Below are 25,005 nucleotides of genomic sequence, written 5' to 3'. Positions count from 1 at the left end.
CAACGAGTTTGGCAACAAAGATGCTTTTTAGACCGGGCTCTTTTAAACCTAATTCTGTAGAATTGCTCATAGTGGGCGCAATGTGGTTTGAATAGCGCGCTTATGTCTTACTGAGTTACAGCTCTGCCACCGCTGGGCGGTTTTAGCGGGTGCTGCTCTTTTCTTGCCCCTGAAGGTGTCGTATAATTTGAAATCGCGGATTTCGGGATTATTTTTGATTTATTTACAGTGGATCGGCGCTGTGCTCTGCAAAGAGTCCGCTATTCCTACAATATAAAAAGATGAAAAAACAGCAACCCCAGAAAACCGGCAGCGCTAAAATGCTCTTTTAAAAAAGCAAGTGCCCTGGTCAGTTGGTTTTCCACGGTTTTTTCGGAGATTTTCAAATTAGCAGCAATGTCTTTGTTTGTCAGACCCTTTTTCCTGCTGAGAATAAAAATCTCGCGACGTTTTTCGGGCAGTTGTGAAATCAACGACTCGTATAGTTCTTCAAGGAAGTTATAGTCGATTTGTTCGTTGGTTCCCATATTATTGGAGATGACGGTATTGCCCAGGTATTCCAGGTATTTTTGTTCGGTGGCTCTTTTCCTGAACAATGAGATGACGGCATTTTTGGTAGCAGTAAATATAAACGGCTCAATTCTGGTATCTTTTTTCAGAGAAGACCGGCTGTTCCATAAGTTAATGAAAACTTCCTGGACAATGTCGTAAGCGTCATCTTCATTTTTTAAGTATGATAATGCAAACCCGAATATTTTTTGATGATAACGATTATATATTTCATCCAGAACCCGTTTGTTTCCTTTGCTCAATTCTGTAAATAGCTTCTCTTCCTGCATATATTCTACTTTTAATCATTCTTTTACACAAAGAAACACTTTAAAGTGAATGCAAAATTAATACTTTTTAACAACTATCCAATCTCATAGTCTTTTAAATTTTCTTTCCGATTTATACATTAACATTATTTGCAAAATGTTCCACGCAAAAGGTACAAAAGACTATCGCAACCTTTGCATGCTTTTTTCTTTCATCCGTATAAAATTAGTCTAAGTTATTGAAATGGTGCAACTTATTATTCTTTAATTGATTTTAGATTCTTCGCTCCGCTCAGAATGACAGACTGTCTAATGTCATTCTGAGGAGGTAACGACGAAGAATCTGTTACCTGTTTTTGGTTTCTTAGATGATTAAAGGTTAATTATACATGTTCCTTTGTGACAATTTTTGTCATGCTCGTTTCATCCGTATAAAATTAGTCTAAGTTATTGGTCGGATGGAAGCCGCATGATTGAGTTTTATACATGCTTTTGAGAACCCTTGCCATGATCGTTTCATCCCGACTTGAACATTATCCGTATTTCTGCGGTTAACTATTTATATTTTCCTTCAAAAACACCAATCAGGGACTTAACCTGTTTTATTCATAAGTTTTCGTTATGAGATGATCAAATATCAAATAATACAAGCAACAGCGGACAAATTTTAAGCAGGAAATAGTGAACTATTTTCAAGTTAAATTTGATGAGGACATTTGTATTCTGCCGATAGTTGAGCATCTTAACAGAAAATTGATGAATAATGCTACTTAGGATTCCCGAGCGTTTTTTAACCAACAGATCGGTTTCAGGCAACTTCATAGCAAATACACCAGTAGATTTTCTAACAATGAGTCCACTCCTAAAAATCACTTTCAGGAGAAGACTCAGCAATAAAAATTTAATGCCATGAAGTTTATAACCTACAATGCCAGAAATTTCCGTGAAATTGAGTACATGCGTTATCTCCCGAAAAAGGTCAAAACGGAGATCGACATTGTTTCCAAAGTGATTCCATTTAAAACCAATAATTATGTGGTAGATTACCTCATCGACTGGGAGAACTATGAAGACGATCCCGTCTATATTCTCAATTTCCCTAACAGGAATATGCTCACCGCGGATCAGTATAACAGACTGACAAAAGCGCTGAATGATCCGTCGGCCAACGGAAAGGTGAATAAGACCATTTATGACATACGAATGGAAATGAATCCGCATCCGGCTCAGCAAATGACCAATGTGCCTGAGCTTGATGGTGAAGAACTCAAAGGGATGCAACATAAATACAAGGACATTGTATTGTTTTTCCCCAGCCAGGGACAGCCCTGCCATGCCCACTGTACCTTTTGTTTCAGATGGCCGCAGTTCATCAAAGACCTGGATATGAAATTCTCCATGCGCGAAATTGAAAAGGTGATCGCCTACATCAGACAAAACGAAAGTATCAATGAAATCCTTTTTACCGGTGGTGATCCTATGGTGATGGATCCGGCAACGCTGAAAAAATATATTGATGCACTTATCGATGCCAAAATTCCAAATCTTCAAAACATCCGCTTCGGCACAAAATCACTAAGCTACTGGCCATTTACATTCCTTCCCAGGCACAACGAAGAGGCGGGTCAGATACTGGATATCCTGAAACATATCACCGACAGTGGTCTTCATCTGTCCATCATGGGACACTTCAATCACCCCAATGAACTGGAGACCGAAGTGGTACAGGAAGCCATTCGCAATATCCGTCAAACAGGAGCCGAAATCAGAACGCAGGCACCGGTGCTGAACCACATCAACAACCGAAGTCAAGACTGGGCTCGTATGTGGCAACGACAGGTGCAACTGGGGCTGATCCCCTATTATATGTTTATCGAGCGGGAGACAGGCCCATACAACTACTTTAGTATACCGCTGGCCGATATATACAGGATATACCAGGAAGCCATCCGCGAAACCGGCAGCTTTGCCAAAACAGTGACCGGCCCTACTATGTCGGCATCAAAGGGGAAAGTGCAAATTATGGGCATCGTCACCAATCCGCTTGACGGCAGCAAATACTTTATGATGCAATACATCCGGCATCGGGATTATCGCGAAACCTTTAAACCTTTCCTGATGGAATACGATGAAAAAGCCACATGGGTTGACCAACTCAAAGAAGTAAAAACCCCTGAATTAGCTGGATGATAGTTAACGTCCCCGATCGGAATCCAAGGGCAGGGAGCAGGGGGCATGGTGAAAAAGTAGAAGAGTAGAATCTTATATCTATTAATCTTACATCTATTAATCTTACATCTATTAATCTTATATCTATTAATCTTATATCTATTAATCTTACATCTATTAATCTTATATCTATTAATCTTACATCTATTAATCTTATATCTATTAATCTTACATCTATTAATCTTACATCTATTAATCTTACATCTAGCATCTAACAACAATGGCACAAACAACTAAAACACAAAACATACCAACCAATGCAGGCGAAAAAGCAGCGACACCGGAGAATACACTTCATGTGATTTATGGAAGCCGGACCGGCAATTCAAAGTCGGCAGCACAGCTGGCTTACGATTATGCCAGGCACCTGGGCATCGCCAGTGAAATTCACGATATGAACACCATGAATCCCGCTGTTATCAGTGATATGAAGAACATCCTGATAGCCGTCAGCACGCACGGTGAGGGAGACCCTCCGGCTGTAGCCGAAAACTTTTACAACTATATGAATTCTGAAGAAGCTAAAATTCGCGGGGAAGTAAAATTCAGCGTGCTTGCTTTGGGCGACAGCAGCTATAAAGATTTCTGCAAAACAGGCCATGACTTCCGAAATCGTCTGCTTCAACTGGGCGCCAAAGAAATATCGCCACTCGTGGAATGCGACATCGACTATGAAGAAAATGCCATGCTGTGGGTTCGCCAGTCGGTTGAAGCCTTTGAAGCTGTTCTTCCTAAAACAATTACCCAAAGCAAAAAGGAATTTGCTTTTGAAATAAACCGGGTGGATGCAGAGGACTCAAATATTTTCTATGCCAAAGTGAAAGAGATAAAACCGTTGACAAACCCCGATTTTCCAAAGCGGACGCTTCATCTTGTCCTCTCGACGGAAAAGTTTGGCAGCGACTTTCAGCCGGGCGACTCTTTCGGCATCTATGTCCACAACTCCCGCCTACTGGTCGACCAACTGCTGAAACATCTGAAGTTTGACGGTGCTACTACCGTCGAAACTGCAAGAGGCCCGCGTCTGCTAAAAGAAGCCCTGGTGGAAGAATACGAAATCACCCTGATTACACCGTTAATGGTGAAAAAATATTCGGAACTGTCTCAAAACGGAAACCTCAAAACACTGATATCAGACAAGCTGCTTCTGGATAAATATTGTGAAACCAGTGATGTCCTGGATTTGGTTTCCGATTTCCCCGGAGACATCACGCCACAGCAACTGGTCGATCTTTTGAGGCGGCTCAATCCCAGGTTATATTCAGTGGCAAACAGCCCGTATATGTTCCCGCGAGAAGCTCACTTTACGGTCGGACTTATTGAATATCAACAAAAAGGACGACATCACACCGGTGTGTGCTCCACTTATCTTTCCGACCGTCTCGATGAAGGTGATTCCGTTCCCGTATTCCTGGAAAAGAATGAAAAATTCCGCATCCCTGAAGACGATACCAAACCCGTAATAATGATCGCTACCAGTACCGGTATTGCACCTTTCAGGGGATTTTTGCAACAACGCCAAAGTAGCGGTGCCAGTGGAGAAAACTGGCTGATATTCGGGGATCGCCATGCCAGAAGTGACTTTCTGTACCGCAAAGAATTGGAAAACTTTTTGCAATCCGGCATATTAACGAGGCTTGATACGGCATTCTCACGTGATCAGGAAAACAAAATTTATGTCCAGCACCGCATGAAACAGCGCCAAAAAGAGTTGTTTCGTTGGATCGACAAAAAAGAAGCTACGGTATACATTTGCGGAAATAAACGTACGATGGGCCAAAGCGTTAAAGAAGCCCTTGAAGAAATCGTCGCTTCGGAAGGTAATTTAACCATCCGGCAGGCCGGAGAATATATTCAGCGCCTGAAAAATGAGAAAAGATTACAAATGGATTTGTATTAATGGAAAAAGAGGCTGCGTGAAAAAATCAATTATGATGTTGTCAATGACACGAATGACTGTCGCATCAAAGATGCGACTAAATTCGCGTTAATTCGCGCAAATTCGGTGATCCAAACAACAAATGGCGCAGCCATTTTTTAAATATTATGCCAAAAAATACAACAAAATTAGAGATAAGGTACTACGTTTTTTCAGGACAAGCCTCAAAAAAAACCCCTGTGCGGGATTTAGTCAACTTAAACAACATGTTGGTTGGTTTTATGCGCTAAGCGCCTAACAATCCTAACATTTTCATCAGTATAAAATTAGTCTAAGTTATTGGTCTGATGGAACTCGCATGATTGATTTTATACATGTTCTTTTGTGACAAACCTTGCCATGCTCGTTTCATCCGTATAAAATTAGTCTAAGTTATTGGAATAATGCAACTTATCATACTTTAATTGATGTTAGATTCTTCGCTCCGCTCAGAATGACAGAGCGCTCAGTGTCATTCTGAGGAGGCACGACGAAGAATCTTTCTCTTGTTACAACAAGTTCCTTTAGCCGGTTTTTATCATTCAAAGACTCTTTGCCACTGATGAGATTCTTCGCTTCGCTCAGAATGACAGACTGCCTAATGTCATTCTGAGGAGGTAACGACGAAGAATCTGTTGCCTGTTTTTTGGTTTCTTAGATGATTAGAGGTTAATTATACATATTCTTGTTGTGACAAACCTTGTCATTCTCGTTTCATTAAATTTTTTCATTGCAGTGTCGTGTTTCTTTAATTCTACATTCTCAGCGTAGAACAAAAGCAGCCAAAACTCATAACACCTCAAATTAAAAAATAAAAATTTCCCTATCCTGTTTTATGAAAATTGAACAAATAATCACTAAATTTAAACGTCAAAAAATCAACTATTATTGTTAATGTAACTAACCAACACCCTTTAAAAATGAAGGCCAACCGACCCGACACGAATTACAATTATTGCCGCTTTCCGGAAAATTTCCATTCAAATTCGACAAACTGCTCCAATTTGTTTTATCGAAGAGATTTGATGTGGTATATCCAGCCGGCATGCCGCATTTCACTTTCCCCGTTTCATGACTTGAATTCACTGTTAACCGTACTATTATGAGATTCAGGATAATATTTAACCGTACCGGGAAGCAACGAATGCTTCCGATGGATTACCAGTATTACATCAGTGCCTGGATATACAAAGTGTTGAAGCAGGCCGACAAAGACTTTGCCCGGTTTCTGCACGACCAGGGCTACGGAAGCGGCACCACAAAACTGTATAAGCTCTTTTGCTTTTCGCGCCTTAACTTCGGAAAACCCAAACTGTGGAAAGAACGAAAATTATTCGGGATTGCTGCATCAACCCTTTCGTTGCAGGTATCGTTTGATGCACCTGAAGCAGCCACTAACTTCATAAAAGGACTGTTTATAAAACAGGAATTCTTTCTGGGCAACAAATTCAATGGCCTTGATTTAAAAGTTACCAATGTAGAAGCTCTGCCGGAGCCCCGGTTCGATGAAAACATGCATTACCGGCTGGTAACCCCCTGGGTGGTAAGCTATCAATCCGATAAAAACAAGCCCGCGCATTATCTGAAACCGGATGACGAAAATTTTCAGGAACTATCGGTTAAACATATTACCGAAAAATACAGCAGCACAAGAGGACTCGAAATGCCCCCCGACAAGATCAACTTTAAACCCGGGCAGAAATACAAACGAAGCGGTTTTGTGATTAAACCGGAAACACCACAGGAGACAAGGGTTGTTGGCAACATCTTCGATTTTACGCTAACGGCTCCTGCTGAAGTACACAGAATGATTTGGAATTGTGGCGTAAGCGAAAAGAGTTCAGCAGGTTTTGGATGGTGTGAAATAACAGATCAACAATCCGTCAAAAAAACTTAAAAGCAAAGACGCGGTGAGGCAAAGTTTCATCAGACCAATAACTTAGATAAATTTTATACGAATAAAATGATAAAAGAAATCGTACAATTTGTAAATACATTGCCAGAGGAAACATTTAGCAGAAATCTTCAACTAAAAGAGGGATTGTATATATTTCTTGACATCCAGGAAGAAAAGGGAGTCCCCGTATTAAAGAATGTTGATGCAGATGGAAAGCTAAATGAAGAAGATTATGGTGTGTTCACAAAACAGACCGAGATGAATCCTTTTTTCCAGGAATGTCTTAATATTCAAATTAATACTTTACCGATTTCCCCTGCAAAAATTTTCAACCCTAACAAAAAAATTTACGGGGTTTCTTGTTCTCCATTTGTTCTTGCCTTTACGAAAAAGAATTTCGCGAAATACCACAAGGACATACTGATCAAAGAGCTAACTGATCAATATTTCAAAAAGGCTGAAAAATATTGTAAGACAGATACCCAAAAAAAGATGTTTCTCCTTTTCAGAAATTATCTGACTCAAAACATTTATGAATTAGTAAACGACCTTCAACCTTATCAGGAGGCAAAAGATTCATATACGGTTTATCTCATACTAAAAAATATAAGTGCTGATGATTTAACAGAAACTCATCGTGAATATTTAAAAGAAAATATTTTTAATAAAGACGAATACAATCAGGAATTTAATGAACAAGTTTTCGGAATTAGTGACAGCCTAAGCGGATTCAACGATAAAAAACGTTTCCTGAAGCATCAAACTTCCTCATTTAAATATAACTACAGGATAAAAGAAGATGAAGCTGAAAAAATATGGAAATTCTTTAAGCTCCAGCAAAACAAACAGATCCCTAATCCCTGCCCGATATTCATTGATGAAAAGGAGTTAAACAAAGAACTTGTAAGTTTGCACCAGGATGGTAAAGTTTTATCTTACTCAGAACTTATTAAAACACTTTTAAAAAAGTACAACAAAGAATCTTTACAAAATTTTTATCTCATCTTTTTTCAGGGAATTAAAGGGAGTAGAATTGCAGACATTGATTTTGTCCCCCAGTTCAAATACAAAATTGAGAAAAATTTAAAACTTTATGAGTTATTTCCCATAGGTGGAAATTTTAAATCCCTTCAAATATTCAACATTTTTCAGTTGGAGGACATTGTCTTTAATAAAATTTTCAACGGCAATCTGATTAATAAGACAAAAAATGGATTATGGCTTAAGTATTTTGATGAAATTGAACCAAAGCCCAAGTACCATTTTACTGATGTACTCTTCAATTTAATGTTACAGTACCGCAAGGCCATTTATGATTATATCTACAAAGCCAACCATCAAAGCATCACCTGCAATATGTTTGATCAGATGATGCAAACGTCTATTCTGGAAGACATAAGAACTGATGAAGATTTTAAACGCAGATATTCAATTAAAGAGAAACTAAATATATGGTTTAGCCTATACAATTTTTTTAATCAGAATAAAAACAGAGAAAATATGGCATCACGAATCCCACAATTATTGGAAAAGATGAAACAGGTTGCTAATGAAGATAATGTTTCCTTTTCAAATGACCCGGCTGAATTTGCTTTCGGTGCCGGACAGGTTGTCTACTTTTTATTGACTAAAAGTGCATCCAGCAATAAGACCTACGCCATGCTGGAACCTTTCCTGCAAAAAACAAAAGCATCACAGTTGCAGGAAACCATAGGTAAGACTATAGCTATATACAAACACGAAATTAAAATATCAAAAGGACGTTTTGAGAAACTGGCAAGCGAAGTTTTGACTTATGAAACAGACGTAAATATGAAGGACTATATCAGATACTTTCTGGCAGGCTGTTTTGCCCATAATGTTATTTATGAAAGCAAAGAACAAAAGGAAAACAAGGAATAACTCATTAAAACCATTTACCATGACTTATAAAAAAAGAATTTTCGGAGCTGCTATTGTCAAAGCAATCAATTCAAATTATAACGCCGATTTTACCGGACAACCGCGAACTTTGCCCGATGGCACTGTTTATGCAACTGACAAGGCCTTTAAATACACAGTTAAAAATTATCTCAAAGATGTATACGCTAACGAAAGGATCTTTTATTTTAAGAGATTCAACGAAGAATTTGTCCCGTATAGTCTGGATGATGCTTATGCCAGAATGTTCCCCGACCATAAAGATACCAGGGACAAAAAGGTAGTTGCCAGGGACATTTTGAGCTGCCTCGACATCCGTCTGTTTGGAGCTACATTTGCTAAAAAAGGAAAAAGCAACAATATAGCTATTTCCGTTCATGGGCCTGTTCAGATCAATCACGGAGTTAATATTTGGAAGGAGAATAATATTTACTCCGAACAAATTATGTCTCCCTTTAGAAATCCGGATGAAAACAGTGATGAAAAACAGGCGACTACCCTTGGACGGCAATCCAAGCTTCAGGAAGGACATTATTTGCATCATTTTTCCGTAAACCCCAAAAACCTGGAAGAAGTTGTTAAACTCGCGGGAGAGGGTGCAAACGACCTTACCGAAGATGACATTTCAAAATTAAAAGAAGCCATGAAACGCGGAGTTACCTGGTATGATTCGGCATCAAAAACTGGTTCCGAAAATGAAGCGCTTATCTGGATTGAACTTAAAGAAGGTTCAAAATTGGTTTTACCTAATCTTACACAACTGATAACCATGCAAGAAGAAAAAGAGGATGGGAAAGTAGTACTTGATTGTACATCATTGAAAGAAGTTACTTCAACCTATAAAAATGAAATTGAAAAAAATGTAATAGCATTTAATGAAAACAGTTTAGTCATAAAAAATGCACCAACAGGAAGTGTTTATGAAAAACTATAGATTATAAATTGCTGATATAAAAAATAATAATAAAAAATGATATTTATTTTAATACAACCTTTTATGTCGTATATTTACATATTCGCTATGGATTAAATACACAAAAGGTCATAATTATGACACATAATGAAAATGTAATACTGCAATTTCTGGAAGAAAACGGTTTGGATGTTTTTGTCAAGAGGGATATTGAAAATAACGTACCAATAGGTTCTGATGATTTCAGGAAAGGCTTCAGAGGACTTACTCAAAAAGCCCAAATTCTATTGATCGAAAAAGGGAAATACCGCCGAAGACACTTTTCTGACGAAAATGTAATTGGCTGTTTTATGGCTGCCGACGGTGGTATTGCCTACTGGTCCGCATTGAATGCTCATGGACTAACAGAACAATTCCCGAATAAAATATTTATCCAAAACAGTAAGCGCAGAGGTGAGAAAGTTGTATTTGGGATAGGCACTGTTTTCCATTTTGTAACTTTAAAAAAGCAAAAGCTAACAGGATACAAGACTATGGGATATGGCAATCATACTTATCATATCACAAATATTGAAAAAACCATTGTTGACTGTTTCGATCAGCCACAATATTCAGGGGGGTATTATGAAATAATCAAGGCTTTCAACAAAGCAGAGCTGAATGCCCGAAAAATGGTTACATATTGCAAAGCTGTTGACAATATCGCCGTTACGAAACGTCTTGCTTATTTATCTGAATTATTAAAAAAAACAGAAATGAAATATTTTCTGGAATATGCCGGCAAGATTTGTAATGAAAAGTACAGCCCTTTCGACCCGTCATTGCCAACAAAGGGAAATTATATAAAAAAATGGCGAATTGTTCTCAATATGGACGAAGAAGAAATAATGGAGATAGCCAATTCAGCGCATTAAAGATGATCAAACAAAAGGAAATCGTTGACATTGCCAATATCAAAAGTGTTCCTAAAACAACAATTGACAAAGACTGGGTGTTAGGGCACTTTTTAAATGCATTATACTCATTTAAAGACATAAGCCGTCTTTTTGTCTTTAAAGGGGGCACATGCCTGCATAAATGTTACATACAGGACTATCGTTTTTCTGAAGATCTCGATTTTACGTTACTTGATAAAGAATTCGTTATAAATGAATCTTTCATCAAAAAAATAATGAAGAAAGCCGGGGAACAATCTTCAATAAAATTTTATTTGGCCGGTTTTCAAAATCAATATTCCAATGACGTTCCCCAAGGCTACAAATCCAAAATAAAATTTTGGGGAGCAGATCATAATCCCAATCAACGTCCTCTTCCTTCTTCCCGTTGGCAAAATAGTATACAAATTGACATTAGCTTTTCTGAATCACTGCTTTTGCCACCTGTAGAGAAAGACATCTTCCATCCCTATTCAGACAAAAATATAGTTTCCCGGAAAGCGAATTGTTATGATCTTAGAGAATTATTTTCTGAAAAGATCCGTGCTTTAAAACAAAGAAACCGACCACGTGATGTATATGATGTCTGGTTCCTGAGTAATACAAACATGTTAAACGGAACCTGGCCGGAATTGAAATCCTTGCTCATTAAGAAATCTGAATTGAAAGGATTAAAGATCAATGGAGTTGAAGACTTTGTAAACAAAGAAAAAGCTTTAAGAAATAAAAGGGCATGGAAGCAGAGTCTGGCGCACCAAATAAAGATGCATGATCTACCTGAATTTGATGATATATACAAAGAACTGTCGCAGTTTATTAATCATTTACTAAAATGAAAGGACATGAAAAAGCAACTTCTTTCCTTTGATATAAAAGCCGATTTCGGGATGTTGAAAAAACCTGATACCAATGAACCACTATATTTAACCTTCAACATGTTACATAAACCGGCCCTTCTGGGCATACTTGGAGCAATTGGTGGTTTTCCCGGCTTTTCAAAAAACGGAGAATTACCCGAATACTACCAGCTTCTGAAAAATGTGCAGGTAGGTATCATGCCTTTACCAAATAAGACCGGCGAAAACTATCACGAAAATGGGAATTTTACAAAAACCATTATAAAATATAACAATACTACGGGACTGGCCAGTGAAGAAACCGGAGGAAACTTAATGGTGGCGGAACAAACACTTATAGCTCCCGCCTTTCGCTGTTTTGTTTTACTAAACTCAGTAAATCAGGATGAACAATTACTAACAAAAAACCTCTTAGCCTATCATGCAGAATATGTGCCTTACCTGGGAAAAAATGAATGTTCATTGTGGTGGGAAAATGCTCAAGAAATCTGTTATTCTGAATTTGTTCCGGAAGGAACTTTTAAAATTAGTTCGCTGTTCCTGAAGTCGGAGCCGTTAAAAGACAGTAAAGCTGAAGAGCCGTTATTTGATATATTAATGGAAAGCTCCGAAGGCAACACATTTACTTACTTTGAAAATTTGCCTATTGCCTATTCAGGTGCACCTCTTTTTCAATATGAATATGGCAACTTTGCTTACACTGACTGGGATCTTTCCCTAAAACAGAAATCGTCAGGAAATTTTATCAAATTAAAAACAGGTGAAGATGAAGGAAAAATTATCCAGCTTTTCTGAGATAACAAGTCACAAACTATCATCAATCAGCAATATTATTCCCGATGCTGCTATATATTGGGCCCATATCGACGGAACTAATAGCAGGTACGAGATACTTCAGGATCATGTAAAATTGGTTATATCATACGCCACATCGATTGTTAAAACCCAAAAAATTGATGATATTATTGATCACTTATGCAACAACATAGCAAAAGAAAATCAGAACCTGGCTGAATATATCAAATTGCTTTTTAGTGCTTCCATCGCGTACCACGATATAGGTAAAATAAATCCCAATTTCCAGGTTTTGAAAATGCAGAACAATCTCTTTAAAGAGAAAAAACTATCAATCGGAAGTCAACATTCCTTGCTTAGTGCAGTCCTGTTTCTTCATTACTTCATCGAAAAGGTCAATTTCAGCAATTTCGAGCCAAAAGAAAAAGAATTACTTTTCGGAATAATAATTCTTTTTTGTATCCCCATTTTAAAACATCACAGTGCCGTTTTAAGTAATGAAAACCATTTTTCTGTCGAAATTTTTGAAGAGCTTTTTCCTTTCGTAGAATATTGCAACATCAATTTACCTCTTAAGGCCAGTACAAAAATAGTCCACATCAAAGACAAACTAATTGAAAGAATTAGCAAAGAACAACATTTTTCAATCTTTGCCTTGCTTAAATTATCTTATTCCCTGCTTACAGCAAGTGATTATTATGCTACCAACGAATACATGGCAGACATAAAGGTTAACGACTTCGGCATTATTGATAAGGCTTTACGCGATAAAATATCTGACAACTTCAAAACAAAGTTACCATATAACGAGGATCTCTTCATCAATATCGAAAAATACCAGAATAAACCGTTCAGTGAATTACAGGAAGTCAGCAAAAAGAATCTGAACTTTTTGCGTCAAAAGTTAAATGCAGAAGTCATTACATCAATCAGGCAAAAACCTGATAGTCCTTGGTATTATATTGAAGCACCCACCGGCGCCGGGAAAACAAATTTATCTTTAGCATGTGTTTCAGAATTGCTGCAGTTAGATCAAAGCCTTAATAAAGTGTTTTATGTATTCCCTTTCACAACACTTATCACCCAAACATTTGAATGTATTAAAGAGACAATAGGCCTGAATAATGATGAATTGATTCAATTGCACTCGAAAGCCGGCTTTCATGAAAAAGAAGAACGTGTGGACGGAGAATACGGGAAAGAAAAAAAACTTCATTTGGACAATCTTTTTGTAAACTATCCGGTCTGTGTAACCTCTCATATTCGCTTTTTTGAAATATTAAAAGGAAATAACAAGGAATCCAATTATTTATTACATCGGTTATGTAATTCAATAGTAGTAATTGATGAATTGCAAACATATAATCCCAGGCACTGGGACAAAATTGTCTTCTTTATTGAAAATTATGCCCGCCATTTCAATACTCGTTTTATCGTTATGTCGGCCACCTTACCAAAAATCGATGCTTTGAGTGAAACGTTAAAAGGGCGTTTTGTAAATCTTACACCAAACAAAAAACTATACTTCTCGAATAAAAATTTTGCTGGTCGAATTGAGTTTGATTTTTCTCTTCTGAAAAAACCTAAACCATCAAAAGAAAACAAAGAAGAATATTTAACAGAATTGGCATATTTCATAAAGCATAAAGCTGACGATTACACAAAAATACACCACCAGTCCAGAGTACTCATCGAATTTATCACAAAAAACACGGCTTCACATTTTTTCAGATTGCTCTCTGAGTCTGATGATTTCCAAAATTATAAATTATATCTCCTTTCCGGCGACATTCTTGAGCCCCAAAGAAAAAGGGTAATTAACGAAATAAAAGAAGAAAAATACAAAAAAGTAATTGTGGTTTCAACCCAGGTCGTTGAAGCAGGAATTGATATTGATATGGATTTAGGGTTTAAAGACCGATCAATTCTTGACAGCGATGAACAGTTGGCCGGCCGAATCAATCGAAACGCTTCGAAAAATGATTGTAAGGTATTCTTATTTGATTGCGACCGGGCTTCAACAATTTACGGCACGGACAAAAGATATCAACATCAGCAGAAGGACAAGGAATTATACTTTGGTTTTGAAGAAATATTGCAAAAGAAAGAGTTTGACAGACTTTATGAAAAGGTTTTTGAAGATGCAAAAAAAGATGACTGGACAGATTCTTCTAAGCTCAAAAGTTATCTTGAGAACTTTAAACGATTTGACTTCTCCTGTATCAGTCAGGAATTTCAACTTATAGAGAATAACGAAACTGAATCATTGTTCATTCCGGTTGAAATAAAAATTCCGGATGGTTATTCTTCAAAAGACCTTAAAACAATTGATCTTTTAACAGATGACCAATTAAGGATTTCAGGAGAAAAATTATTTGACCGGTTTATTGGCCTTATTCATAACAAGGATATTGATTTCATACAAAAACAAATTGACCTGAAAAAGTTGACTGGCCTAATGTCTCTTTTCTCTGTTTCAGTATACCCTAATCTGTTGAAAGAAATTGTTGATAAACTTGATATCGAAAAAAGTAAATATGGTTACCAATATTTATCACATTGGGAAAGTTGTTATAATATAGAATCAGGTTTTAACCTTGAAAAAGCAAGAGAAGATGTCTTACTATGAAACCAGTCCCGTCCCGCCAACCTCAACCGACTCCTCTCCGCCCTTCCTTCGCCCTGACGTGGTTGGATTTTCCAGCAGAACGGGCCGGCCAAACTCCGGAACGTCAGTGGGCAAGCATGAGCGGGAAGGTAAAGAAAACCCCCAACCCCTCCTCCCACCTCGGCCACCTCTTCAACGCTTATACCCGTTACTTCAACCTGAAATACCATCGTCACGGATCCCTGTTCGAGCACCAGTTTAAACGAAAACCGGCAGAAAATGAAAAAATGCAACTTGACAGAGAATAACACCCGATACAAACACCTCATCATGCAAATTACCGGAACTCATTTCAATTATTACCTCATTTGCCATCGCAAACTCTGGCTGTTTGCCAACGGCATTCAGATGGAACACACGTCCGATGCTGTTTATGAAGGGAAGCTCATCCATGAAACATCCTACGATCGTCGAAGCGACAAATACCGCGAAATAGAGATGAATGGTATCAAAATAGACTATTTCGAGCCACGAAACAGAATTGTTCATGAAATAAAAAAATCGGACAAGCGTTCTGAAGCCCATCAATGGCAACTGAAGTATTACCTCTATGTGCTTGAACAAAATGGCGTAAAAGAATGTACCGGACTACTCGAATATCCCCGTCTTCATAAAACCGAAGAAGTATTGCTGACTACCCCAGACAGGGACGCCATCCGGGAAATGGTCGTCGCAATTAAAACAATCATTAATAACGACGTTTGTCCGCCAAAATTGCCGAGAAGTAAATGCAAAAATTGCAGCTATTTCGATTTCTGTCACAGCGGCGAGGAGTAGCTGAAAAATGTAACAAACCCCTCGTATGGCTTGACCTTGTGAAAGAAAATGAACCGGAGCCACCCGAACAAACCGGTCGCCGAAAAAATGCAGCAGATACCCTGCTGAAAGTATCTGCAACTACCGGGAAAATGCTGGAGCAAATCAGAAAAATCAATAAATCATAGCTCAACAGCTCAATAATTCACCAACTCAATATCTTTCCATGCTATGAAACGAACTTATTACCTTTTCAATCCGGGATTGCTTCAACGACGCGACAATACCCTCAAATTTACCCCCTACGATAAGGAAGGCAATAGTCAGAAGCCGCGTTTTCTGCCGGTCGAAAATATTGCCGAACTCTATTGTTTTGGAAATTTAGATGCCAACTCGGCCCTTTACAATTTCCTGGGACAACAACAAATTCCGGTTCACTTTTTCGATTATTACGAAAACTACACAGGATCATTTATGCCAAGAGACGGACTCTTGAGCGGAAAGGCTCTTATGGCACAAGCCCGTTTACACGACAATGAAAATCGCCGCATCAAACTGGCCAGCCGCATACTCGACGGGGCTGTACATAACATGATCAAAAATCTGAAATATTACGACAACCGGGGCAAAGACCTCTTACCAGTGATCGAACGTATAGAAGGTTACCGTCATCAGTTTGACCATGTGAAAGCCATTGATGAACTCATGGGATTGGAAGGCAACATTCGCCGTACTTATTACGAAGGTTTTGAATTGATTGTAAATGATTTCAGTATGAGCGGACGCAGCATGCGCCCTCCAAAAAACGAAGTGAATGCCCTTATATCGTTTGGCAACATGATGTGCTACAGTCAGTGTCTGAGGGCTATACATCAGACACAGCTCAATCCGGTCATTTCGTTTCTGCACACACCGGGCGAAAGACGATTCTCCCTCTCCCTGGATCTGGCTGAAATTTTCAAACCTATTCTTGTTGACCGGGTGATCTTTAAAGTCCTCAACAAAAAAATCATTGGGGCCGGAGACTTTGATAATACACTGAACCGGATTGTGCTGAAACCCGCCGGGAAAAAGGCATTTGTAAAAGCCTTCGAAGACCGGCTTTCAGAAACCATTCAACATCGAAGCCTGAAACGTTCTGTAAGCTATAAACATCTTGTCAAACTGGAGTGCTACAAACTGGTCAAACATGTACTGGGAATTGAAGAGTATCAGCCGTTTAAGATGTGGTGGTGATTATAACTGGTGAGCTGATATGGTAGCGATCTGGCATCAGACCATCAAACGATCGACTAAAGTTATTAAAGCTTTAAACATCATAACAAATTTAAATAGGGCGTTAAAAAAAACAAACATAGAGACGCAAAATTTTATTATATTAGGAGATAATTTGTTATTGCTGGTTTCATTATCATTTAATTATCAATCATTTGTAAAAGTTTATCAGAATATTGTTATACGAAAAACAATGTTATGGAAAACAAGGAATTACTGTTAATTAAAGGTGACGTTGCAGGCATTCAGCACTACATCTTTTCGGTAAAGAATGATGGCGCTGCCCGGCGATTGAAAAATCGTTCGCTGGAAGTAAAAGAAAGCACCCTCCAAACCGGGCTGGATATTGCGAGGGAGCTGGATGCCACAATGCTCACGACAGGCGGCGGCTACTTTTTGTTAAAAGCCCCAAAGCCTTCCAAATGGGAAGAACAATGGAACCTGTTGCGAAAAAGGTATGAAAGCAAAGAACGGAAAGGACGTTTAAATCTGGTGCTTTCCTTTTACGAAGTTCCTGGAGAAGAAGAATTAAACCTGAATTATTCCCGTTACCGGCATTTGTTGGAAAGTCAGGCCGGGAAAGATAAGTTGCAACAGGGGAAGATAACAGACGCTTTTTTTGATCCATACCGGATGCCATCACCTACTCCTCCCACAGACGTGAAACCGAAGGATATTCCTACCTGGGACGATTGCCAGGAAAGACTATATGATGAAAATGAGGAGTCTCCCAAAAGTGGAATTATCGACTTCGACCATTTGGCAGCCTTTGCCAGGCAACGTACCGGGAGCGATCTGCTCGCGGCCCTAAAACTGGATGTAGACAACCTGGGAAAATGCTTCGAAAAATTGAAAACCAAAGAAGCCTCGGATAAACTTTCAAAACGGCTGAATCAATTCTTTGGTGAGGAATTGAAAAAACTCCGTGAAAAAGAAGTATTTCATCATAATGAATTTTCCCACCGCTACAAAGACAATATTTACCTGGTTTTTGCCGGTGGCGACGATACCTTTCTCCTTGGCGGATTCGATGCAGTATTGCAATTTACCGAATTACTGCAAAATAAATTCTCCACTTTTTCCAAAGAACTGCTGAATGATATCCCGAATCTTGAAAAAGTCATAACTTTTTCCGCTTCGATCATTTTTTTTAAGCCATCGTATCCACTTTTGAAGATGGCTTCAACAGCTGAGCATCATCTGAACCTGGCCAAAGAAGCCTCGACCGATAAAAACCGTATTTCTGTTTTAGGACAACCATTTAAGTGGCATGAATTCTCCCGTATGATTAACATATCCAACCTGCTGGATGATTTGGTCCGCAATCATGGTGAAAGTAAAGCCGTCATTTCACGTATAAGGGAGAGCCGCAAAGGATTTGCGGCAGCATTGCGTCATTCGGATCGCGGGCGTTTAAACATTCCGAGCGTGTGGCGATTATTCTATTTCATACGAAATGTAAAACCCGAAAACAAAGAGGAAATAGAAAAACTGATCAAAGAATATGAAGCCTTGATAATGAATGCCTTCATGGAAAAAGAGAACGGTAATCCCATGCTTTTCCCGGTTGCTGCAAGAATAGCCGAATATAAACTTAAAAATTTCAAGTCATGAATAATCAAACAAGAAAAACCCCCAAGAAAAAAGAAAAAAGCGATCAAGAACTGTTAGAATTGTTAAATACTGAATTCCCGGGTTATCCCGCTTCCCTGCTTTCTTTCACGCAAGGGAATGACCCCAAAGAAACAGGAAAAACAATTGAGAATTTGAAAAATTTTGTCCGTAAAACCGGAAAAGACATTAGCACCTCACAGGTTCGCAACCTCTATTCTAAGGCAAGAGCTGTAAAGAACGAAAGTCAGTTGCAATTGTTACGGCCTCAAATTGCCTATATGGTTGCACGGCAACAAGCAACTGGTCAACCATATAAAAGAGAATCCATGCGAAAGTTTTTCCTTTTGCTCGACGACCTCATAAGCAAAGGCATTTCATTGCCCGATTTCCTTAAGATATTTGAAGCTATCGTAGCCTATCATAAATATTTCGGTGAAAAGAACTGAACTAATAACCAATAAAATGCTTAAAAAATGAAACTTACAGGAAAAATCATCATAAGTGGAAATATTGAACTCATTACAGGGTTACATATAGGAGGTTCTTCCTCTATCAGCGACATAGGCGGCATTGATAATAACGTCATTAAGTCGGTTCCCTTAAAAACCGATTTTGAAGGCATTCCTTACATTCCGGGAAGCTCATTAAAAGGAAAACTCAGAACATTACTGGCTAAAGAGTATGGTTTCATCAGTATTGACGATGACAGAGAACCTGTTTCGACCATCTTTGGCAGCACCAAAACCAATGAAATATCACGTATTATTGTATCTGATGCAACGCTTGATACTGAAGCATTTAAGAAAATCTTCAACCAGAGTGAAATGGAATTTCCATGGACCGAAAGTAAGTGGGAAAACCGTATTGACCGGAAAAACAGCAGCGCTAACCCAAGGCAAATGGAGCGGGTGCCGGCAGGTGCCGTATTTCATTTTAATATGATTTATGATGTGTACGACGATAATAAGGAAGATGTGCACATGCACGAAATCGCAAGAACATTTCATTTGCTCGAAGATGACTACCTGGGAGGAAGCGGTACCAGAGGCTATGGACGTATAAGATTTAAAGATATCAGCCTCAAACGACGAACCATCACCGGCTATTATAAACCGAAAGAAAACCGGCATGAAGAAGATATTACAAGTGATTACTGGATAAATACAATAACAAAATGAAACGCGTTGAACTCATTTCGATGCCCGGCAAGCAGTATCATTTTGGGGAGATATTACCGGAGGAGGAAGAGCAGCATTTGAATGCCATAACGCCATTCCCTTCCTCCGACCTGCTGTTTTCTGCCCTGATAAACATCTGGCGTAAGGTGTTTGGCGATGCCTCAGTACTAGTCAAAAATTTTCAGGAAGATGATATCCGGATATCGTCAGCTTTTTTCTTTATCAGGAAAAACGAAAAAGCCATTCGTTTTTTACCAAAGCCTGTCACAGCCAACCTGTATCAAATCGAAGAACACAAAAAACTGAAAAAGATTGATTTTGTTTCAGAAGGAATCATAAATAACGGAGTTCTTCCTGAAGAATGGCTCAAGCCTGACCGTTGCTCGTTGCTCGACGGAAAACTGGTCTGTCTTAAGGATGAACTCTCAGAAACCGGGCTGGACAGCATCACAGTTTACAAAGAAGTCACCATTCCCAAAGTGAAAGTACATACGCCCGAAAAAGATAGTTGTATCTACAGTCAAACCAATATTATGTTTCCGGTGTTCGAACGTAATGATATTGAGACAGGTTACTACTTCTATCTGGATGAGCATCTTCCAACCGAAAATCAGGAAAAGTTTCTGACGGTGCTGAACCTACTGGCCGATGAAGGACTTGGAGGCGACCGCTCTACGGGTTGCGGTCAGTTTAAGGAAGTGCGGCTGACTAAAGCTAGTATTCCTCGCGGCCCTTCAGAAAATTACCTCTCGTTATCGTTGACCAATCCGTCAACAGAAGAACGCGATGCATTTGCCTTTTACCGGATTGTCACCCGCGGTGGCCGTCGCGTAAATGGTAACAAACAGTTGAAGTTGGTGAATATGATCGGCGAAGGCTCCATTGTTACCCGACCGGTATCGGGGCGGATCGTGGATATTTCTCCCGACAATGATGGCAGCTACCGGCGATATGGCCGGACATTGCTCTATCCGTTACCTTCAAATTTCGAAATGCTATGGAAAACACAACAAAACACCTGAAAATAGAAACGGTTACTCCAGTATCTGTTGGCACAGGCGAAGTTTGGTCGCCTGTTACAGATTTTTTTGTAAAGGATAAACAGTTATACCGAATCGATGCTGTAAAATTTCAGAATCTCCTGCAGGAAAATAACAAAATAGAGACCTTTCTGCAATATGTTTCGAAATCGATTAATGAGTCCCGCACTGGCACAAATGCCGATTTGAGACTTTTTATCGAAAATGAACTGAATTCTCCGGCACAAAATCTGGCCGGGTCGGTACTCCCTTACCCAAATATGGAAAGTGGAAAAGAACAGGTGGACTGCTGTTACCAGGTAACGGGACTTCCTATTATTCCAGGTTCCTCCCTCAAAGGAGCAGTCAAAACCGCTCTCTTTTACGATTGGCTCAAACATTCCGGAGATGGGAAAAAAGCGCTCGATAACATCATCAATCATCTTCTTCCGCAATACCATTCAGAATGGTTCAAAAAAGAATACCCTAAAGAGGTCGAACAGAAATTCCCTGATGCGCATGATGAAGCGGGAAAACACTTGTTTGCCGACTTAAGCATAAGTGATACCGATCCCTTCCCTGAGGAATCAATGATAATTTTCAAAACCAAACGTATTCATCTGAACAACCCAAAATATAATGGAGTACCCCAAGTCAAAATGTGTATCAACAAAGGCTATTCTTCAATTCTTAACTATATGTCTTCCCGCTGGAAGCCGGATATATCCTTCATTCAACAAATGAATACTTTTGCCTACAATACCATTGTCACAGAAGAGGAAATATTGTTTGATCATTCACAGGGCATATCCCGCAATATAAAACAGAAATTAAATACTTTCTACAACAGGATGACCAACGAGATAGACCGCATTGAAGAAAGTGAAGAATTGACCTTCTTCTTGAGGATTGGTTCCGGCAAAAGCTTCTATAATAATACCATATCAATGATACTCCTGGAAACAGATATTGAAGCATTTAAAACATTTTGTAAAATGTATAAGCTGGGAAAAGCCCCAAATGAAAAGCACTATAAACCAAAAGAACCTTTCCCTGTTACGCGCTCAGTTATTTCAGGTATTTATGAACCAATGGGATGGGTGAAAATTTCGATACAATAAAAAAGAATAATTTTATGGCACGAAAAGTATTTCTTTCAATATTAGGGAACGGATTTTACCATGAATGCAATTATTACTGGCAAACCAGAAATCAATTCTCTAAACAACGCTTTATCCAAAAAGCCTGTGTAGACCTCTTGTTCAATGACTGGAACGAAAACAATGAAATAATCCTGTTTTTGACCGACGCTGCCCATAAAAGTAATTGGAATAAATGCATTCATAAAAGAATAAATAAAGAAGGAATAGAACAAGACTATCAGGGGTTGGAAAACTTATTACCCCGGGCCAAAACACAGCCAATTCCCGACGGAAAAACAACAGAAGAGATTTGGCAAATTTTTGATACCATTTATGGCTCATTGCAAGAAAATGACGAGGTATATCTGGACATTACCCATTCGTTTCGCTATTTACCCATGTTGCTTCTTGTTCTGCTCAATTACGCCAAATACCTGAAAAACATATCCCTCAAACGAATCTCTTATGGCAATTATGAAGCCCGGGATGCTGATAACTTCGCCCCGATAATGGATTTAACAGCCTTTTCTGAATTACAGGATTGGAGCATTGCTGCGAGCGACTTTGTTAACTTTGGACAGGTAACGAAAATAGCTGAACTTACAGATAAAAGGATAGCACCTGTTCTGAAAAATAAAGGAAATAATGAAGAATCTGCCAGATTTCTTAAAGGAATAAAAAAAGAGCTAATAAACTTCGCTACAGATATTCAAACCTGCCGTGGCCAGAATATTATTTCCAATGCTTCGGTAGTCAAAGTTCACCAATACCTGGATAAACTTAAGAATGAAATAATAAAACCACTCAACCCGATATTGGATAAATTAAAAGACAGAATTAAAGATTTCAAAACCAACAACATACTAAACGGCCTTGCTGCCGTTGAATGGTGCATTGATAACGGATTGATTCAGCAGGGCATAACAATTTTAGAGGAAACAGCAATTAACTACACGGCTTCAAAATTGAATGTTGATATGCATAATCGGGAAATCAGGGAGGTTATTTCATCAGGTTTTAACATTTTGTCACGTAAAATAGAAGAAAAAAATTGGGATGAAAAATGCAAAAAAAATAAGGATATAATAGTCCAAATGAGCCTTGACTCAACTATAACTCAACTTAAATCATGCTTTGAAAAACTCAGAACTGACAGAAATGATATTAATCATTGTGGGATGCTTGAAAAACCGCAACCTAAGAAAGGCGAAAAGTTTCAAACCAATCTAAAACAACAATTAATTGATTTTAAATACATTATAAGTAATGCTCATTAACTTAAGCAATCACCCTTCTGATACCTGGGAACGGGAGCAAAAATTAACAACCGGCAAACTATTCGGAATCATCAGGGATTTGCCCTTCCCTGATGTTGACCCGATGGCAGATGAAAATGAAATCAATTCTCTTGCGAACAGCTTGGTTAAAAGATGTAGAGAAATTTTGGAAGCCCAGCCATCGTCTCTTACTCATGCAGTGCACGTCATGGGAGAAATGACTCTGACATTTGCTGTTGTAAAAAAACTTCAGAAACATCATATTCAATGTGTAGCATCAACTACACAGCGGATAGTATCCATGCACGATAAAAACCAAAAAAGCAGCAGTTTTAAATTCTGCCGTTTTAGAAATTATTTGTAACAAGATTCTAACCTCCCTTATACATAACTAAACAACTTTATTCAGTTCGGATAGTTGAGTGCAGTATAAAAACCATATTTTTGTCAAAACCGAGGCGTTTTAAATTTTTGCTCCAGAGTTAACTTGTTGTTAATGAGGATGCAAAAATTAAAAACAACAACGAGTTTGGCAATAAAGATGCTTTTCAGTCCGGGCTCATGTCTAAGGTAGTTAAAAACTAATTCCTCTATTTTATTATTAAAGATGTATGTAATTCTTGTTTACGATGTCAACGAAAAACGGACCAGCAAAATGCTAAAGTTGTGTCGCAAATATCTGAATTGGATTCAAAACTCAGTTTTTGAAGGAGAAATTTCTGAAGTAAAATTAAAGGAACTTATAAACAAAGCTTCTTCAATTATGGACAACGAAACCGATAGTTTGATTATCTTTAAAACAAGAAATGAGAAGTGGCTCGAAAAAGAAATTATAGGAAACGAACGTTCTGAAACAGATAACTTTTTGTAATTGTTGGTCGTCGGTCTGACTTTTTTAGCTAATAAAAAAAATTTCTTCATCGCCACACTTTTCAAAAAAGCTCTTTGACATACTGGAAATTAATAAGTTAATAACAATTGTCGAAGGACGGGCTAAAACGCCTTATTATACATCGACAACATTTAAACCCAAAATTCCGAGGATTTATTTCCTAAAACCCTTATTTTTGGGTAACTTTTTTAAGTTGATTCAACGGCTTCCAATCGTACCATGGTGGAATTGAAATCTCAGTACAGGGCTATGCAACCGAAACCTGGGTTGATGCTTCCAATCGTACCATGGTGGAATTGAAATCTTGAACAAGTGTATCAGGAAACAGCAAGGCTTACTTCCAATCGTACCATGGTGGAATTGAAATTTTAACGGAACTGTGGGATACTAATCCGGCATCGCCCTTCCAATCGTACCATGGTGGAATTGAAATTGTCAATTTTTCTATTAATCGCTGCTGCCTGTTCCTTCCAATCGTACCATGGTGGAATTGAAATGAAATCTGAGTGAAGTCATTGCCGACAGCGCAGAACCTTCCAATCGTACCATGGTGGAATTGAAATAGTTTCTTCATTTGATTTTGTCTTTTAAAGACGACTTCCAATCGTACCATGGTGGAATTGAAATGGGAAATGTAAAATGTGTATCCTGAAAACGTAATTGTCTTCCAATCGTACCATGGTGGAATTGAAATTTCGACATGAGAGGAGCCAGAGCTTTTGAATTAACTTCCAATCGTACCATGGTGGAATTGAAATGTGCCGTAAAAATCCGGCCCTTCAGATGGCGGAATCTTCCAATCGTACCATGGTGGAATTGAAATCAAGGAAGTTGCCCCGTCGCTTATCATTAACTGACTTCCAATCGTACCATGGTGGAATTGAAATCTCCCTGTCAGTTAT

Annotated in this window: 22 protein-coding genes and 1 CRISPR repeat array; of the genes, 21 read left to right on the top strand and 1 reads right to left on the bottom strand. The window is 38.5% G+C overall.

Features of this window, described 5'->3' with window-relative positions:
- Positions 1-266 precede the first annotated feature (266 nt).
- Complete coding sequence (locus ATH1_RS0101900) at positions 267-839, bottom strand: RNA polymerase sigma factor (RefSeq protein WP_010416830.1); 573 nt, start codon at positions 837-839, stop codon at positions 267-269.
- 888 nt (positions 840-1,727) lie between these two features.
- Between ATH1_RS0101900 and ATH1_RS0101890 the strand changes: the two genes are divergently transcribed.
- From ATH1_RS0101890 to cas2, 21 genes are all read left to right on the top strand, one after another.
- A complete protein-coding gene (locus ATH1_RS0101890) occupies positions 1,728-3,008 on the top strand; it encodes a KamA family radical SAM protein (RefSeq protein ID WP_010416824.1) in 1,281 nt (426 codons plus the stop codon).
- Positions 3,009-3,267: 259 nt separating this feature from the next.
- Positions 3,268-4,947 carry a diflavin oxidoreductase gene (locus ATH1_RS0101885; protein ID WP_010416821.1) on the top strand — a complete coding sequence of 560 codons (1,680 nt, stop codon included), beginning with the start codon at positions 3,268-3,270 and terminating at the stop codon, positions 4,945-4,947.
- Between the two features lie 1,120 nt (positions 4,948-6,067).
- The gene (cas6, locus tag ATH1_RS0101875) at positions 6,068-6,862 is read left to right on the top strand and encodes a CRISPR-associated endoribonuclease Cas6 (RefSeq protein ID WP_139035207.1); all 795 of its coding nucleotides are present in this window, start codon (positions 6,068-6,070) and stop codon (positions 6,860-6,862) included.
- 66 nt (positions 6,863-6,928) lie between these two features.
- A complete protein-coding gene (locus ATH1_RS0101870) occupies positions 6,929-8,764 on the top strand; it encodes a hypothetical protein (RefSeq protein ID WP_010416814.1) in 1,836 nt (611 codons plus the stop codon).
- Between the two features lie 19 nt (positions 8,765-8,783).
- Entirely contained in the window at positions 8,784-9,716 is a 933-nt protein-coding gene (locus tag ATH1_RS0101865) for a type I CRISPR-associated protein Cas7 (protein ID WP_044114787.1), read from the top strand.
- A gap of 116 nt (positions 9,717-9,832) precedes the next feature.
- Positions 9,833-10,609 carry a type IV toxin-antitoxin system AbiEi family antitoxin domain-containing protein gene (locus ATH1_RS0101860; protein ID WP_010416807.1) on the top strand — a complete coding sequence of 259 codons (777 nt, stop codon included), beginning with the start codon at positions 9,833-9,835 and terminating at the stop codon, positions 10,607-10,609.
- A gap of 2 nt (positions 10,610-10,611) precedes the next feature.
- Positions 10,612-11,466 (top strand): nucleotidyl transferase AbiEii/AbiGii toxin family protein, encoded by an 855-nt coding sequence (locus ATH1_RS0101855; RefSeq protein ID WP_010416804.1) that lies wholly within the window; start codon positions 10,612-10,614, stop codon positions 11,464-11,466.
- A gap of 6 nt (positions 11,467-11,472) precedes the next feature.
- On the top strand, positions 11,473-12,282 hold the full coding sequence (locus ATH1_RS0101850; RefSeq protein WP_010416802.1) for a Cas5 family CRISPR-associated protein: 810 nt from the start codon (positions 11,473-11,475) through the stop codon (positions 12,280-12,282).
- Positions 12,254-14,911, top strand: coding sequence for a CRISPR-associated helicase/endonuclease Cas3 (locus tag ATH1_RS0101845; protein WP_010416799.1), 2,658 nt, complete (start codon positions 12,254-12,256; stop codon positions 14,909-14,911). The genes ATH1_RS0101850 and ATH1_RS0101845 overlap by 29 nt, the downstream gene beginning before the upstream one ends.
- Positions 14,912-14,973: 62 nt before the next feature.
- A complete protein-coding gene (locus ATH1_RS0101840) occupies positions 14,974-15,198 on the top strand; it encodes a hypothetical protein (protein WP_139035203.1) in 225 nt (74 codons plus the stop codon).
- Positions 15,170-15,727 (top strand): CRISPR-associated protein Cas4, encoded by a 558-nt coding sequence (cas4, locus tag ATH1_RS0101835; RefSeq protein ID WP_010416794.1) that lies wholly within the window; start codon positions 15,170-15,172, stop codon positions 15,725-15,727. The genes ATH1_RS0101840 and cas4 overlap by 29 nt, the downstream gene beginning before the upstream one ends.
- A 38-nt stretch (positions 15,728-15,765) precedes the next feature.
- Positions 15,766-15,894 carry a hypothetical protein gene (locus tag ATH1_RS22420; protein WP_010416791.1) on the top strand — a complete coding sequence of 43 codons (129 nt, stop codon included), beginning with the start codon at positions 15,766-15,768 and terminating at the stop codon, positions 15,892-15,894.
- 43 nt (positions 15,895-15,937) lie between these two features.
- The gene (gene cas1b, locus ATH1_RS0101825; protein WP_010416788.1) at positions 15,938-16,942 is read left to right on the top strand and encodes a type I-B CRISPR-associated endonuclease Cas1b; all 1,005 of its coding nucleotides are present in this window, start codon (positions 15,938-15,940) and stop codon (positions 16,940-16,942) included.
- Positions 16,943-17,179: 237 nt separating this feature from the next.
- On the top strand, positions 17,180-18,595 hold the full coding sequence (cas10, locus tag ATH1_RS0101820) for a type III-A CRISPR-associated protein Cas10/Csm1 (protein WP_010416785.1): 1,416 nt from the start codon (positions 17,180-17,182) through the stop codon (positions 18,593-18,595).
- On the top strand, positions 18,592-19,041 hold the full coding sequence (gene csm2 / locus ATH1_RS0101815) for a type III-A CRISPR-associated protein Csm2 (RefSeq protein ID WP_010416782.1): 450 nt from the start codon (positions 18,592-18,594) through the stop codon (positions 19,039-19,041). Before cas10 ends, csm2 begins: the two co-directional genes overlap by 4 nt.
- A 27-nt stretch (positions 19,042-19,068) precedes the next feature.
- Complete coding sequence (csm3, locus tag ATH1_RS0101810) at positions 19,069-19,773, top strand: type III-A CRISPR-associated RAMP protein Csm3 (RefSeq protein ID WP_010416779.1); 705 nt, start codon at positions 19,069-19,071, stop codon at positions 19,771-19,773.
- Positions 19,770-20,795 carry a type III-A CRISPR-associated RAMP protein Csm4 gene (csm4, locus tag ATH1_RS0101805; RefSeq protein WP_010416775.1) on the top strand — a complete coding sequence of 342 codons (1,026 nt, stop codon included), beginning with the start codon at positions 19,770-19,772 and terminating at the stop codon, positions 20,793-20,795. The genes csm3 and csm4 overlap by 4 nt, the downstream gene beginning before the upstream one ends.
- The gene (gene csm5 / locus ATH1_RS0101800) at positions 20,771-21,913 is read left to right on the top strand and encodes a type III-A CRISPR-associated RAMP protein Csm5 (protein WP_010416773.1); all 1,143 of its coding nucleotides are present in this window, start codon (positions 20,771-20,773) and stop codon (positions 21,911-21,913) included. The genes csm4 and csm5 overlap by 25 nt, the downstream gene beginning before the upstream one ends.
- 14 nt (positions 21,914-21,927) lie before the next feature.
- Positions 21,928-23,211 carry a TIGR02221 family CRISPR-associated protein gene (gene csx2 / locus ATH1_RS0101795; protein WP_044114786.1) on the top strand — a complete coding sequence of 428 codons (1,284 nt, stop codon included), beginning with the start codon at positions 21,928-21,930 and terminating at the stop codon, positions 23,209-23,211.
- Positions 23,201-23,575, top strand: coding sequence for a hypothetical protein (locus ATH1_RS0101790; RefSeq protein WP_010416769.1), 375 nt, complete (start codon positions 23,201-23,203; stop codon positions 23,573-23,575). The genes csx2 and ATH1_RS0101790 overlap by 11 nt, the downstream gene beginning before the upstream one ends.
- A gap of 243 nt (positions 23,576-23,818) precedes the next feature.
- A complete protein-coding gene (gene cas2 / locus ATH1_RS0101785; protein ID WP_010416766.1) occupies positions 23,819-24,082 on the top strand; it encodes a CRISPR-associated endonuclease Cas2 in 264 nt (87 codons plus the stop codon).
- A 226-nt stretch (positions 24,083-24,308) separates the two neighbouring features.
- Positions 24,309-24,990: a CRISPR direct-repeat array (repeat unit 30 nt; unit sequence CTTCCAATCGTACCATGGTGGAATTGAAAT).
- Between the last annotated feature and the right edge of the window lie 15 nt (positions 24,991-25,005).

Source organism: Anaerophaga thermohalophila DSM 12881 (genome assembly GCF_000191885.1).
GTDB lineage: Bacteria > Bacteroidota > Bacteroidia > Bacteroidales > Marinilabiliaceae > Anaerophaga > Anaerophaga thermohalophila.
This window is presented reverse-complemented; position numbering and strand designations above follow the sequence as displayed.

Coding starts and splice junctions, on each gene's coding strand:
- ATH1_RS0101900 (WP_010416830.1), bottom strand. CDS start 839: ATGCAGGAAGAGAAGCTATTTACAGAATTGAGCAAAGGAAACAAACGG.
- ATH1_RS0101890 (WP_010416824.1), top strand. CDS start 1,728: ATGAAGTTTATAACCTACAATGCCAGAAATTTCCGTGAAATTGAGTAC.
- ATH1_RS0101885 (WP_010416821.1), top strand. CDS start 3,268: ATGGCACAAACAACTAAAACACAAAACATACCAACCAATGCAGGCGAA.
- cas6 (WP_139035207.1), top strand. CDS start 6,068: ATGAGATTCAGGATAATATTTAACCGTACCGGGAAGCAACGAATGCTT.
- ATH1_RS0101870 (WP_010416814.1), top strand. CDS start 6,929: ATGATAAAAGAAATCGTACAATTTGTAAATACATTGCCAGAGGAAACA.
- ATH1_RS0101865 (WP_044114787.1), top strand. CDS start 8,784: ATGACTTATAAAAAAAGAATTTTCGGAGCTGCTATTGTCAAAGCAATC.
- ATH1_RS0101860 (WP_010416807.1), top strand. CDS start 9,833: ATGACACATAATGAAAATGTAATACTGCAATTTCTGGAAGAAAACGGT.
- ATH1_RS0101855 (WP_010416804.1), top strand. CDS start 10,612: ATGATCAAACAAAAGGAAATCGTTGACATTGCCAATATCAAAAGTGTT.
- ATH1_RS0101850 (WP_010416802.1), top strand. CDS start 11,473: ATGAAAAAGCAACTTCTTTCCTTTGATATAAAAGCCGATTTCGGGATG.
- ATH1_RS0101845 (WP_010416799.1), top strand. CDS start 12,254: ATGAAGGAAAAATTATCCAGCTTTTCTGAGATAACAAGTCACAAACTA.
- cas4 (WP_010416794.1), top strand. CDS start 15,170: ATGAAAAAATGCAACTTGACAGAGAATAACACCCGATACAAACACCTC.
- cas1b (WP_010416788.1), top strand. CDS start 15,938: ATGAAACGAACTTATTACCTTTTCAATCCGGGATTGCTTCAACGACGC.
- cas10 (WP_010416785.1), top strand. CDS start 17,180: ATGGAAAACAAGGAATTACTGTTAATTAAAGGTGACGTTGCAGGCATT.
- csm2 (WP_010416782.1), top strand. CDS start 18,592: ATGAATAATCAAACAAGAAAAACCCCCAAGAAAAAAGAAAAAAGCGAT.
- csm3 (WP_010416779.1), top strand. CDS start 19,069: ATGAAACTTACAGGAAAAATCATCATAAGTGGAAATATTGAACTCATT.
- csm4 (WP_010416775.1), top strand. CDS start 19,770: ATGAAACGCGTTGAACTCATTTCGATGCCCGGCAAGCAGTATCATTTT.
- csm5 (WP_010416773.1), top strand. CDS start 20,771: ATGGAAAACACAACAAAACACCTGAAAATAGAAACGGTTACTCCAGTA.
- csx2 (WP_044114786.1), top strand. CDS start 21,928: ATGGCACGAAAAGTATTTCTTTCAATATTAGGGAACGGATTTTACCAT.
- ATH1_RS0101790 (WP_010416769.1), top strand. CDS start 23,201: ATGCTCATTAACTTAAGCAATCACCCTTCTGATACCTGGGAACGGGAG.
- cas2 (WP_010416766.1), top strand. CDS start 23,819: ATGTATGTAATTCTTGTTTACGATGTCAACGAAAAACGGACCAGCAAA.